At 65.1% G+C, this 12,587-nt stretch carries 16 protein-coding genes; 11 read left to right on the forward strand and 5 right to left on the reverse strand.

Annotation, left to right across the window (positions count from 1 at the left end; all coding sequences use genetic code 11):
• Positions 1-4 precede the first annotated feature (4 nt).
• From ACQ5J0_RS12875 to ACQ5J0_RS12920, 10 genes are all read left to right on the forward strand, one after another.
• On the forward strand, positions 5-271 hold the full coding sequence (locus ACQ5J0_RS12875; protein WP_462567904.1) for an exodeoxyribonuclease VII small subunit: 267 nt from the start codon (positions 5-7) through the stop codon (positions 269-271).
• Positions 268-1,182 (forward strand): polyprenyl synthetase family protein, encoded by a 915-nt coding sequence (locus ACQ5J0_RS12880; protein ID WP_462567905.1) that lies wholly within the window; start codon positions 268-270, stop codon positions 1,180-1,182. The genes ACQ5J0_RS12875 and ACQ5J0_RS12880 overlap by 4 nt, the downstream gene beginning before the upstream one ends.
• Positions 1,183-1,188: 6 nt before the next feature.
• Positions 1,189-1,701, forward strand: a complete 513-nt coding sequence (gene coaD, locus ACQ5J0_RS12885) for a pantetheine-phosphate adenylyltransferase (protein WP_462567906.1) — start codon at positions 1,189-1,191, stop codon at positions 1,699-1,701.
• Positions 1,702-1,774: 73 nt separating this feature from the next.
• A complete protein-coding gene (locus tag ACQ5J0_RS12890; RefSeq protein WP_462567907.1) occupies positions 1,775-2,518 on the forward strand; it encodes a peptidylprolyl isomerase in 744 nt (247 codons plus the stop codon).
• Between the two features lie 42 nt (positions 2,519-2,560).
• Entirely contained in the window at positions 2,561-3,589 is a 1,029-nt protein-coding gene (gene queA, locus ACQ5J0_RS12895) for a tRNA preQ1(34) S-adenosylmethionine ribosyltransferase-isomerase QueA (RefSeq protein WP_462567909.1), read from the forward strand.
• Positions 3,590-3,637: 48 nt separating this feature from the next.
• Entirely contained in the window at positions 3,638-4,609 is a 972-nt protein-coding gene (locus ACQ5J0_RS12900; RefSeq protein WP_462567910.1) for an ABC transporter ATP-binding protein, read from the forward strand.
• Positions 4,609-5,376 carry an ABC transporter permease gene (locus ACQ5J0_RS12905; RefSeq protein ID WP_462567911.1) on the forward strand — a complete coding sequence of 256 codons (768 nt, stop codon included), beginning with the start codon at positions 4,609-4,611 and terminating at the stop codon, positions 5,374-5,376. The genes ACQ5J0_RS12900 and ACQ5J0_RS12905 overlap by 1 nt, the downstream gene beginning before the upstream one ends.
• Positions 5,377-5,395: 19 nt before the next feature.
• Positions 5,396-6,352 carry a DUF481 domain-containing protein gene (locus ACQ5J0_RS12910; RefSeq protein WP_462567912.1) on the forward strand — a complete coding sequence of 319 codons (957 nt, stop codon included), beginning with the start codon at positions 5,396-5,398 and terminating at the stop codon, positions 6,350-6,352.
• Between the two features lie 2 nt (positions 6,353-6,354).
• Positions 6,355-7,482, forward strand: a complete 1,128-nt coding sequence (tgt, locus tag ACQ5J0_RS12915) for a tRNA guanosine(34) transglycosylase Tgt (RefSeq protein WP_462567913.1) — start codon at positions 6,355-6,357, stop codon at positions 7,480-7,482.
• 65 nt (positions 7,483-7,547) lie between these two features.
• Positions 7,548-9,545 carry an alpha/beta hydrolase family protein gene (locus ACQ5J0_RS12920; protein WP_462567914.1) on the forward strand — a complete coding sequence of 666 codons (1,998 nt, stop codon included), beginning with the start codon at positions 7,548-7,550 and terminating at the stop codon, positions 9,543-9,545.
• 115 nt (positions 9,546-9,660) lie between these two features.
• On the opposite strand, the gene rpsD is transcribed toward ACQ5J0_RS12920, so the two are convergent.
• Positions 9,661-10,275, reverse strand: a complete 615-nt coding sequence (gene rpsD, locus ACQ5J0_RS12925) for a 30S ribosomal protein S4 (protein WP_462567915.1) — start codon at positions 10,273-10,275, stop codon at positions 9,661-9,663.
• Between the two features lie 207 nt (positions 10,276-10,482).
• On the opposite strand from rpsD, the gene ACQ5J0_RS12930 reads away from it, so the two are divergent.
• Positions 10,483-10,800, forward strand: a complete 318-nt coding sequence (locus ACQ5J0_RS12930; RefSeq protein WP_462567916.1) for a chorismate mutase — start codon at positions 10,483-10,485, stop codon at positions 10,798-10,800.
• Between the two features lie 16 nt (positions 10,801-10,816).
• On the opposite strand, the gene ACQ5J0_RS12935 is transcribed toward ACQ5J0_RS12930, so the two are convergent.
• The 4 genes from ACQ5J0_RS12935 to ACQ5J0_RS12950 form a co-directional block, all read right to left on the reverse strand.
• Entirely contained in the window at positions 10,817-11,053 is a 237-nt protein-coding gene (locus tag ACQ5J0_RS12935; protein WP_462567918.1) for a hypothetical protein, read from the reverse strand.
• Positions 11,054-11,144: 91 nt separating this feature from the next.
• On the reverse strand, positions 11,145-11,861 hold the full coding sequence (locus tag ACQ5J0_RS12940) for an RNA methyltransferase (protein WP_462567919.1): 717 nt from the start codon (positions 11,859-11,861) through the stop codon (positions 11,145-11,147).
• Positions 11,854-12,357: a transcriptional regulator NrdR gene (nrdR, locus tag ACQ5J0_RS12945; protein WP_462567920.1), complete on the reverse strand. Its 504-nt coding sequence runs from the start codon at positions 12,355-12,357 to the stop codon at positions 11,854-11,856. The genes ACQ5J0_RS12940 and nrdR overlap by 8 nt, the downstream gene beginning before the upstream one ends.
• An 8-nt stretch (positions 12,358-12,365) precedes the next feature.
• Complete coding sequence (locus ACQ5J0_RS12950) at positions 12,366-12,584, reverse strand: hypothetical protein (protein ID WP_462567922.1); 219 nt, start codon at positions 12,582-12,584, stop codon at positions 12,366-12,368.
• Positions 12,585-12,587 lie beyond the last annotated feature (3 nt).

Consider the following 12,587-nt stretch of genomic DNA (forward strand, 5'->3'; position numbering starts at 1 on the left):
ACCCATGGATACGGGACCGGCAGGAGGGGGCGCTGCGGATATCGCCCCGATGAATTTCGAGGATGCGCTGAGGGCGCTCGAAGAGGTGGTGCGCCGGCTCGAGAGCGGCGATGTGCCGCTCGACGAGAGCATTTCGCTCTACGAACGCGGCGCAGCCTTGCGCAAGCATTGCCAGGCGCGGCTCGACGCGGCGCAGGCACGGATCGAAAAGATCGTCACCGATGGCGCGGGCAAGCCGTCGGGCACGGAACCCTTCGACGCCGAAGGATGAGCGTGACCGCAGTCCCGAATTCGCACGCGGAGCTCAAAAGGGCGCTGGAGCGGATCCAGACCGATATCGATGCGGCGTTCGACTCCTATCTGCCGGTCCCCGAGGATAGCAGTGCGCGGCTGGTCGAGGCGATGCGCTATGCGACCATCGGCGGAGGCAAGAGAGTCCGCCCGCTGCTGCTGGCGGCGGTCGCCGAACTCTACGGCGTCGATCGCACCGCGGCGATCCACGCGGGCTGCGCGGTGGAAGCGATCCACGCCTATTCGCTGATCCACGACGATCTCCCCTGCATGGACGACGACGATCTGCGCCACGGCAAGCCGACCGTCCACCGCGCTTTCGACGAGGCGACCGCGGTGCTTGCGGGCGATGCGCTCCATGCGCTGGCCTTCGATATTCTGGTCCGTCCCGAGATCACCGGCGACCCCTTCGTCCGCGCCGAACTGGTGGCGACGCTGGCGCGCGCCAGCGGGCACGAGGGCATGGCCGGCGGCCAGATGATGGACATGGCCTCGGAAGGAGAGGATTACGACCTGCGCCAGGTCACCCGCCTGCAGCAGCTCAAGACCGGCGCGCTGCTCGCCGCCAGCGTCGAGATGGGCGCGATCCTGGGCCGCGTGGTGCCCGAAGGGCGGGTTCACTGGCGCGCCTATGCCCGCGATATCGGACTCGCTTTCCAGATCGCCGACGACCTGCTCGATGTCGAGGGCGACCCCCACAAGGCGGGCAAAGCGCTGCGCAAGGACGAAGGGCAGGGCAAAGCGACCTTCGTCACGCTGATGGGGGTCGAGCCGGCGCGCGCGCAAGCGAGAATGCTGACCGAGCAGGCGATTGCGCGGCTTGCATCGCACGGCGAGGACGCCAGCCTGCTGAAAGCGCTCGCGCGCTATATCGTCGAAAGAGACAGGTAATATTCCATGAGCAAACGCATCGGCATCTATCCCGGGACCTTCGATCCCATCACCCTCGGCCATGCCGATATCCTGCGGCGCGGCTGCAAGCTGGTCGACTGGCTGATTGTCGGAGTGACCACCAATCCTTCCAAGAACCCGATGTTCGACACCGCCGAGCGGCTGGAGATGGTCGAGCGCGAGGTCGCCACCATGGGGCTGGGCAATGTGGAGGTGGTCGCCTTCAACGCGCTGCTGATGAAATTCGCCAAGGCGCAGGGCGCGAGCGTCATCGTGCGCGGGCTGCGCGCGGTCGCGGATTTCGAATATGAATACCAGATGGCGGGGATGAATCAGCAGATCGACGATGAGATCGAAACCGTGTTCCTGATGGCCGATGTCTCGCTCCAGCCGATCGCCTCGCGGCTGGTGAAGGAAATTGCGGTCTATGGCGGGGATATTACGCCCTTCGTCAGCGCGCAGGTGCGCGACGATGTCGTGGCCCGGGTCGACGAGACCGGGCGCAAGGGCGACTACTGAACCATTCATTGAACCGACAGCGCGCCGCGGCTAGACCGCGCGCCGTTCCCATGTTCCAACAGACGGAAAATCCATGCTGAAGCTTTCGCCTGCCTTTGCCGCGCTCGCCGCGCTGGTCGCCACGCCGCTGGCGGGACTTTCCACCTCCGCTCAGGCGCAGGAGGCTCCGGCGGAAGCTCCCGCCCCAGTTCCTACTGAGGATGCCGCCGACGAAGCCGCGCCCGCTGAAGCCGCACCCGTCTACGCGCCGATCAACTACAGCATGGAGGAAGACCGCGAGAACATCCTCCTGCTCGATCTCTCCAATGGCGAGCGGGTGGCGATCCGGCTGATGCCAAGCTGGGCGCCCAGCCATATCGAGCGGATCAAGACGCTGACCCGTCAAGGGTTCTACGACGGGGTGATCTTCCACCGCGTGATCGACGGCTTCATGGCGCAGACCGGCGATCCGACCGGGACCGGACAGGGCGGCTCGTCGCTTCCCGATCTGGCCGCCGAGTTCAACCCGATGCCGCATGTCCGCGGCACGCTCTCGATGGCGCGCGCGCAGGGTGAGGACAGCGCGAACAGCCAGTTCTTCATCGTCTTCTATCCCCGCTTCAGCCTCGACAAGCGCTACACCAACCTCGGGCGGGTGATTTCAAACATGGCTGCGGTCGATGCGATCAACCGCGGCGAGCCGCCGGTCGATCCGACCCGGATCGTCCAGGCGTCGATCGCCAGCGACAATCGCCCGATTCCGCGGCCTCAGGCGCTGCAACCGGCTCCGGCGGCCGAGATCACCGCCGATGAGCTGAACGCGCCGATCGGCGAGTAATTCCCGCGCGGCTTGGCCCGCACGGCCGGGACGGGTTCCGCCATGGATATCGACCTTTTCGATTTTACGCTTCCGCCCGAGCGGATCGCGCTGCGCCCCGTTCGCCCCCGCGACGCCGCGCGAATGCTGCTGGTGCGGGGCGGGGGCTCCTTTGAAGACCTCGGCGTGCGCGACCTGCCGCTGCTGCTGCGCGCGGGCGATGTGCTGGTGTTCAACGACACCCGCGTTATCCCGGCGCAGCTCGAGGGGCGCCGCGGCGAGGCCAGGATCGGCGCGACCCTGCACAAGCGGATCGACCTGCGCCGCTGGCAGGCCTTCATCCGCAATGCCAAGCGGCTGAAAGCGGGCGACCTCGTCACTTTCGGCGGCGGGGTGACCGCCACGGCCGAAACCCGCCATGAGGATGGCAGCTTCACGCTGTGCTTTGCCGGGGAGGAACCGGTCGAACTGCTGCTCGAACGTGCCGGAACCATGCCGCTGCCCCCCTATATCGCGGGCAAGCGCGGCACCGATGCGCAGGACCGCGAGGACTACCAGACCATGTTCGCGCGCGAGGACGGCGCGGTGGCGGCACCGACCGCCTCGCTGCATTTCACCGAGGAACTGGTCGCGGCGCTCGACGAGGCGGGGATCGGGCGCGAGATGCTAACGCTGCATGTCGGCGCGGGGACCTTCCTGCCGGTCAAGGCGCAGGACACCGCCGACCACGTGATGCACTCCGAATGGGGCCGGATCGAACCCAACGTCGCCGAGCGGCTCAACGCGGCGCGCAAGGCGGGTGGTAGGGTCATTGCGGTCGGCACCACCTCGCTGCGGCTGCTCGAGAGCGCAACCGGCGAGGACGGCGTGATCGCTCCGTTCGCGGGCGACACCGACATCTTCATCACCCCGGGTTACCGCTTCCGCGCGGTGGACGGATTGATGACCAACTTCCATCTTCCCAAATCCACGCTGTTCATGCTGGTCTCGGCGATGATGGGGCGCGAAAGAATGCAGGAGGCCTATGCCCATGCAATCGCGAACGAATACCGCTTCTACAGCTATGGCGATTCGAGCCTGCTGCTGCCCTGATCGCCCGCGACACTTGCAATCTTGCGCCGCCGGGCACAATTGCACCGCATGTCCGAACCCATTCTCGAGCTCACCGGCCTGACCAAGGTCTATCCCGGCGGGCTCAGAGCGCTCGACGATGTCGATCTGACCATCAACAAGGGCGAGATCTTCGCGCTGCTCGGGCCCAATGGGGCTGGCAAGACGACGCTCATCGGCGCGGTCTGCGGGATGGTTACCCCGTCCTCGGGTACGATCCGCGCCTTCGGTCACGATCTCTCGCGCGACTGGCGCCAGGCGCGCAAGCGCATCGGTCTGGTGCCGCAGGAACTCGCCACCGACATGTTCGAACCGGTCCGCCGCGCGGTCGCCTTCTCGCGCGGACTGTTCGGCCTGCCGCCCAACCCCGAGCGGATCGAGGAAATCCTGCGCTCGCTAAGCCTATGGGACAAGCGCGACGAGCGGATCATGGCGCTCTCGGGCGGAATGAAGCGCCGCGTGCTGATCGCCAAGGCGCTGGCGCACGAACCCGACTTGCTGTTCCTCGACGAACCCACCGCGGGCGTCGACGTCGAACTGCGCAAGGGCATGTGGCAGCTCATCGACCAGATGCGCGCGCGCGGCGTGACCGTTATCCTCACCACCCATTACATCGAGGAGGCCGAGGAGATGGCCGACCGCGTCGGGGTGATCCGCAACGGCCGGCTGCTGATGGTCGACGAAAAAGCCAAAATGATGGCGCGGCTCGGGCGGACCGAAGCGCATATTACCCTGGCCGAACCGATGTCCGTGATTCCCCCCGCGCTCGCGCATTTCCCGATCGAGCTGGAGCAGGGCGGCACGAGCCTGTGCTATCGCGGCGGCGACGGCACCGGCAAGGGCAAGCAGGAGGTCGCCGCGCTGACCAAGGCGCTGACCGGAGCCGGGATCGACTACATCGGCATCGACGTGCGCGAAAGCAGCCTCGAGGACATCTTCGTCTCGGTGCTGGGCGAGGGCGATGCCCCCCAGCCTGCTACCAACGCAAGGGAAACCGCCTGATGCATTTCAGCGCCCGGTCGGCATGGTCGATCTTCATCCGCGAGATCATGCGTGCCTTCCGCACCGCTTTCCAGTCGATCATCGCTCCGGTGCTCACGACTTCGCTCTATTTCATCGTCTTCGGTGCGGCGATCGGCGGGCGGATGCCCGATCTCGGCGGCGTGGATTACGGCGCCTTCATCATCCCGGGGCTGCTGATGCTGACCCTGCTGGGCGAGACCACCAGCAATGCCAGCTTTGGGATCTACATGCCGCGCTTCACCGGTACGATCTACGAATTGCTCTCGGCGCCGGTCGGGGTGGGCGAGACGTTGGCTGGTTTCGTAGGGGCGGCGGCGGTCAAGAGCCTGATCCTGGCCGCGATCATCCTGCTCACCGCACGGCTGTTCGTCGACTACTCGATCGCGCATCCGTTTCTGGCCTTCATCTACATCATCCTGGTCGCCGCCAGCTTCAGCCTGTTCGGCTTCATCCTCGGCGTCTGGGCGGACAATTTCGAGAAGCTGGGGATCATCCCGCTGCTGTTCCTCACCCCGCTGACCTTCCTGGGCGGAACCTTCTACTCGATAGAGATGTTGCCCCAGCCCTGGGATACGATCGCGCTGTTCAACCCGATCGTCTATCTGGTGAGCGGTCTGCGCTGGACCTTCTACGGCAGCGCCGATGTCGACATCTGGATCAGTTTTGCGATCACGCTGGGCTTCCTCGCGACCTGCATCGCGATCATCGCCACGATCTTCAAGACGGGCTGGCGACTGCGCGCCTGATTGGCTATCGGCGCGGGCGATGATGCTTCGCCGACCGCTTCCCCATGCCGCCCTGGCCCTGTTCGCGATATGGGCTGCGCCTGCCCAGGCCGAACTTCCCGAAGGGGTGCGCGCGATGATCGATGCCGCTCGCGCGACCGGCGATGCGGCCAAGGTTGCCACCGCGCTGGAACTCGCCCGCAGCGCCTATCCCAGTGAGGCCGAGGGGATCGCGGCGATCGAGGCCGAATGGGCGGCGGCCAAAGCGGAACGCGACACGCTCGCCGCCGCGCAGCACGAAGAGTCGATCCGCTCCGCCGGGCTGTTCGAGCTGTGGAGCGGCGAAGGCGAGCTGGGCGGTTTTCAGTCGAGCGGCAACAGCGATACGGCCGGGTTGACGGCCTCGCTCTCGCTGATCCGCGAGGGTATCGACTGGACGCACCGGGTGCGCGCACGGGCGGATTATCAGAGTCAGAACGGCGTCACGAGCCGCGAGAACTTCCTCTTCGCCTACGAACCGCGCTGGCAATTCGGCGAGGACGTCTTTGCTTACGGTCTCGCACAGTTCGAGCGCGACCGGGTGCAGGGCTACACCGGTCGTTACGCGATATCCGGCGGACTTGGTTACAATGTCGTCGACAGCGAGGACTTCTCGCTTTCGGTCAAGGCGGGCCCCGCCTTCCGGGTCACCCAATCCACCGACGGAAGCCGCGAGAGCCGCATCGCCGGACTGGTGGGGGTCGATTTCGACTGGCGGATCCTCGAGCGGCTGACGCTCACGCAGGATGTCAACGCGCTTGCCGAAACCGGCGGCCAGGCGGTGGCCGTGTTCGATGCCGCCGGCACCACGCTCAACCTGATCACCGGGCTGGATTTCCGGGTCACCGACAGTCTGCGCGCGCGATTGTCCTATCAGGTGGACTACGACAGCAATCCTCCCGTCGGCAATGTCACCACCGACACGCTGACCCGCGCCACCATCATTTACGGGTTCTGATCATGACCGAGAGGTTCGACTTCCGGATCGACGCCACCGACGGCAAGGCGCGCACCGGGCGCATCGCGATGCTTCGCGGCGAGATCCACACCCCCGCCTTCATGCCCGTGGGCACCTCGGCGACGGTCAAGGCGATGAAGCCCGAAGCGGTGCGCAAGACAGGGGCGGACATCATCCTGGGCAACACCTATCATCTGATGCTGCGCCCCGGTGCCGAACGTATGGCGCGCCTCGGTGGCCTCCATTCTTTCATGAACTGGTCGCGCCCGATCCTGACCGACAGCGGCGGCTACCAGGTGATGAGTCTATCGGATCTCAACAAGCTCACGGAGGAGGGCGTCGAGTTCCGCAGCCATCTGGACGGCTCCAAGCACATGCTGACCCCCGAACGCTCGATGGAGATCCAGCGCCTGCTGGGTTCGGACATCGTCATGGCCTTCGACGAATGCCCGCGCGCCGACCGGCCCTTCGCCGAGATCGAGGCGAGCATGGAAATGTCCATGCGCTGGGCCAGACGCAGCCGCGAGGCTTTCGACGCCGGCGGCGAGCACGCGAGCGGCGCGGCACTGTTCGGCATCCAGCAGGGCGCGCTAGACGAAGGACTGCGCGCCCGCTCCGCCGAGGCGCTGCGCGAGGTAGGGTTCGACGGCTATGCGATCGGCGGGCTGGCGGTGGGCGAGGGGCAGGAGGCGATGTTCGCCACGCTCGATTTCGCCCCCGGTCAATTGCCCGAGGACGCGCCGCGCTATCTGATGGGCGTGGGCAAGCCCGACGACCTGGTCGGCGCGGTCGAGCGCGGGATCGACATGTTCGACTGCGTGCTGCCGAGCCGCTCGGGCCGCAACGGCCAGGCCTTCACCTGGACCGGCCCGATCAATTTGCGCAACGCCCGCTTCGCCGAGGACCTCGAGCCGCTCGACCCGCGCTGCACCTGCGACACCTGCGCCAGCTACAGCCGCGCCTATCTCCACCATCTCAACAAGGCGGGCGAGATCCTCGGCGCGATGCTGATGACCGAGCACAACATCGCCTTCTACCAGCAACTGATGCAGGCAATGCGCGATGCGATCGGAGCGGGCGAATTTTCACGGTTCGCCGCGGATTTCCGGCGGGATTACGGAAAAAACTGAAAGGCTTGCAGGTTTTTCCAGCGCCGGTAGATTAACCCGAGGATAGAAACCGGGGGGTCGTTTCCATGAGAATGCGTTTTGCGCTTGCCGCTGCTGTCTCTGTCGTCGCCATTGCAGGAGGTACGCCTGCCTTCGCTGCGGCTGAAACTCTGGAGGAAACTGCCACACGATTCGGCATCCGCCAGACGGTGCTGCAGATCAGCCTCTCGCCGACGGGTCAGAAAATAGCCTTCATCGAGCCGGGTCCGCAGGGAAGCGAAATCCTCAACGTGATCGATCTGGTCGGGGACGCCACGATCAAGCCGATCCTCACCAACAGCGAACAGCGCTCGGACCTGTCGCGCTGCGACTGGGCCTCCGAGGAACGGCTGGTTTGCATGGTGGATATGGTCAGCGAGGGGTCAGGCGTACTGATCGGTTTTTCGCGAGTTCTGGCGATCGGGGCGGATGGCTCCGAGCCGCTGTTGCTCACACCTCGAACCGACATGCGCGCTCTCGGTTACCGGCAGGACGGCGGTACCATTCTGGCGCTCGATGTGAGTGACGGAGACGATACCGTCCTGATGACCAAGGAATATGTCCCGGAACGCACCATCGGGACACGTCTTGCCAACGAGGCGAGCGGGCTCGGCGTCGAGGAGGTCAATGTTATCGACGGCCGCCGCAAGAAGGTGGAGAACCCCGACAGCGATGCCGTGGTCTACATCGCCGACGACAAGGGCGATGTGCGCATGAAGGTCCGCCACCCAAGAGGCGTCGGATCCAATCTGGGCGACGAGCAATATTTTTACTACCGCGGGCCGAAGAAGTCGGGCTGGACCTTGCTCTCCAGGGTAAAGCTCGACGCGCAGACTGCCTCGGGTTTTATCCCCGTCGCGGTCGACTCGCAGCGCAATGTTGCCTTCGGCTTCGATGCGGTGGACGGATACACGGGGGTTGTCGAAGTGCCGCTCGACGGCGTCGGGGAGCCGAGAGTCGTGATGGCGCGCGATGACGTCGATGTCGACCGCCTGATCCGCATCGGACGCCAGCGCCGGGTCGTGGGCGCAAGCTATGCCACCGAGAAGCGCGCCGTCGAGTATTTCGACGCCGATTTGAAGATATTCGCTGCGCAATTGCAGGAGGCGCTCCCGGGCAAGCCGCTGATCAACATCGTCGGCGCCAGCGCGGACGAAAGCCGCCTGCTGATCGTCGCATCGAGCGATACCGACCCAGGCATGGTCTATCTCTACGACCGGACAAGCCGTGAGCTGAGCGAAGTGCTACCGCTGCGCGAACATCTCCAGAACCAGACCATGGGGGCGATGACGCCGGTTTCCTTTCCCGCTGCGGATGGAACTCCGATTCCCGCCTATCTGACATTGCCCCCTGGATCGGATGGCAAAAATCTCCCCGCGATCGTCCTGCCCCACGGCGGGCCGAGCGCGCGCGACGAATGGGGTTTCGACTGGCTGGTGCAGTTTTTTGCCGCCCGTGGCTTTGCCGTCTTGCAGCCGAACTTCCGCGGATCCGCCGGTTATGGGGAAGCATGGTTCGGACGCAACGGCTTCCAGGCCTGGGAGACGGCGATTGGCGATGTCAATGATGCTGGCCGCTGGCTGGTGCGCGAAGGGATCGCCGAGTCCGACCGGTTGGCGGTGGTGGGCTGGTCATACGGCGGCTACGCGGCGCTGCAGTCGCAAGTGCTCGACCCGTCGCTCTACCAAGCGGTGGTGGCGATTGCTCCGGTAACCGACCTCGACCAGCTGCGCGACGATGCCCGCCCCTATACCAATTTCGGGCTCGTCGATGCCTTCATCGGGCAGGGACCGCATGTGCGCGCGGGCAGTCCTGCCAAACATGCCGACTCCTTCGCTGCACCTGTCATGCTGTTCCACGGCACGCTCGATCAGAACGTCGCCGTCGTTCATTCGCGGATGATGGCCAAGCGCCTGAAGGATTCTGGAAAGGCGGTTGAATACGTGGAACTCGACGGCCTCGATCACGGGCTCGCCGATAGCAAAGCGCGGTCCGACATGTTGCAACAGATCGATATCTTCCTAAACAGTCATCTGGGGGGCTGAGCTCAAGGCAAGGCGTTCTGCCGCCTGCGGGCACCGGGCATCGTTCCAAAAGGTAGGCACAAAAAAGGCGGCCTCGAGAGGCCGCCTTTTCTTGTCGAGATGTCCTGCTCGCAGATCAGCGCGAGTAGAACTCGACGACCAGATTGGGTTCCATCGTGACGGGATAGGGCACTTCGTCGAGCTTGGGCACGCGGGTGAAGGTCACCTTCTCGGTGCCGTCGGGCGCGACATAGTCGGGAATGTCGCGCTCGGGCAGGCTCTGCGCCTCGATGACGAGCGCCATGTCCTTGGCCTTGCTGCCGAGGCTGATAACGTCGCCAACATCGCAGCGGCGCGAGGGGATGTTGCACTTCACGCCGTTCACATAGATGTGACCATGGTTGACGATCTGCCGGGCCGACCACACGGTCGGAGCGAATTTGGCGCGATAGACGATCATGTCGAGACGACGCTCGAGCAGACCGATCAGGTTCTGGCCGGAATCGCCCTTCATTCGCGTAGCGTCGGCATAGGTGCGCTTGAACTGCTTCTCGGTGACGTCGCCGTAATAGCCCTTGAGCTTCTGCTTGGCACGCAGCTGGAGGCCGAAATCGCTGACCTTGCTCTTGCGACGCTGGCCGTGCTGACCAGGGCCGTAGGAGCGACGGTTTACGGGAGAATTCGGGCGACCCCAGATGTTTTCGCCCATCCGGCGGTCGAGCTTGTACTTGGCGCTTTTGCGCTTCGACATAATAAGTCCTTCGATTTGCCATCGCCACCCCATCGGTGGCGCTCTAACCCGGTATCGCACCGCTGGAGCAATTCTCCAGCGCGGCTGCCGCTTCACCGGGGTGCGGAGCCAATTCGCGAAGCGCGCGCCATAGCAGGCGAGGGCCGCGGGTCAAGACGCGAGATCGGCGCTCGACAAATGCGAGCGAGGGCGGCAGTGCGCCTCGCCATGAACAGCGACATCAAACGACCCGAAGACTGCAGCGATATGCGCGAGGTGCGCGCCGGCGTGGATGCCACCGATCGCGCGCTGATGGAACTGCTCGATCGCCGCTACGGCTACATGCACGCGGCCGCACGGATCAAGCAGGACCGCGGCGCGGTGCGCGACGAAGCGCGCAAATCCGCGGTGATCGCAAATGCCCGCATCGATGCCGAGGCGCGGGGGCTTCCGGCGGCGGAGTTGGCGGAGATTTGGGACCGGCTGGTGGAAAGCTCGATCGCTTATGAAGCGGTCGAATGGGACCGGATTCGCAGCGCCGTCTGAGCGACGCGCAGATCCCTCAATCGCCGCGGTTGAACTCGCGCCATTGCCCCTTCGTCATGCAAACGCGCTCGCGCTGGCGGCTGCCGGTCTGAAGCGCGACCTGACGGCATATCTTCTTCGGCTCGCTGGCCTCGTCCTGAGCGGCGGGTCGATCCTTTTCGCCTTGGGCGGCTTTCTGTTCGGGCTCCGCCGCCAGCGCGGGAGTCCCGGCCACGAGGAAGGCCAAAGCCAGCGAGGACAGGGCATTGCGCATAGAGAGTATCCTTGACTGAATTCGGTTTGTTTTGAAGCGGCTAGCCCGCATGATCGAGGGAGGCTAGCGGAATTTCGGCGGCCGGCTGGGGCTAGTCGCGTTTTGCTCGCGCCAGCGTCGTCAACACGCCGCGCAGCGTCCGGACCTCGAAGTGGTTCCAGCCCGGCTTGGTCAGCACGTTGCGCAGTGTGGTGCGCGTTACCTCGTCGCGGATTGCGGGCATGAAATAGCCCTTGGGCTCGAGCATCGATTCCAGATGGCGGATCAGCCCGTCGAGCTCCTCCTGCGGCGCGGGCGGCAAGATATCCTCTTGGGTCGGCTGCGAGAGCTTCCGAGTCTTGGACCATTCATAGGCGCACAGGATCACCGCCTGCGCCAGATTGAGCGAGCCGAATTCGGGGTTGATCGGCACGGTGATGATCGCGCGTGAAAAACCGACATCCTGGATGTCGAGGCCGGAACGCTCGGGTCCGAACAGCAGTGCGGACCTGCCCTGCGCCGAGTCGATCTCCCGGGCCGCCTCCTCGGGCGTGACGACGGGTTTGGTCACCCCGCGCTTGCGCACGGTGGTGGCGTAGACATGCGAACAATCCGCCACCGCCTCGGCGACGGTCTCGAACAGTTTCGCCTCGGCAAGTACGCGGTCTGCGCCCGCCGCGGCCGGGCCGGCGCTGGGGTTGGGCCAGCCATCGCGCGGCGCCACCAGACGCATCTCGGTGAGCCCGAAATTGAGCATCGCCCGCGCGGCCTTGCCAATGTTCTCGCCCAGTTGCGGGCGGACCAGAACGATTGCGGGGGCTTCAGCCACTGGCGGGGCCGCCGGTTGCCTCGGCCTGCGCTGCCTCCTGCACGGTGCTGGCGAATTCCTCAAAATCGCGCGCCTCGCTGAAATCGCGGTAGACGCTCGCGAAGCGGATATAGGCCACGCTGTCGATCTGGCGCAGCCCGTCCATCACCATCTCGCCGATGCGGCTGGAAGGGATTTCGGCTTCGCCCGCGGTCTCGACCTGGCGCTGGATGCCCGAGACGAGCTGGTCGATCCGCTCGGGTGCGACATCGCGCTTGCGGCAGGCGAGGCTGATCGACTGTTCGAGCTTGCGCCGCTCGAAGGGCTCGCGCCGCGCCGCCTTGCCGTCGCCGCCGGACTTGACCACCGTCACCTCGCGCAATTGCACGCGTTCGAAAGTGGTGAAACGCGCGCCGCAATGCGCGCATTGCCGCCGTCGACGGATCGCGGCATTGTCCTCGGTCGGACGCGAATCCTTTACCTGGCTATCGTCATGGGCACAAAAAGGGCAGCGCATTCAGAAGGTTATTTCTTGATCCTGTTGTAGAATGCGAACCCCGCACCCGCGACCAGGCCAAGTGGCAGGCTCACTACGGGCAGCAGCGCCCCGGCGAGTGCGCCGATGGCGGCCCCGGCCAGCACCGGCTTGGTCGAGGGATGGGCCATCCCGTCCTTCGCCATTCCGGAAATCTCGGTCTTCGCGTCTTCGACCCAGTTGGGATCGTTCGGATTGCGTTCGGTCATGGT

It is taken from the genome of Qipengyuania sp. SM2512 (assembly GCF_054954005.1).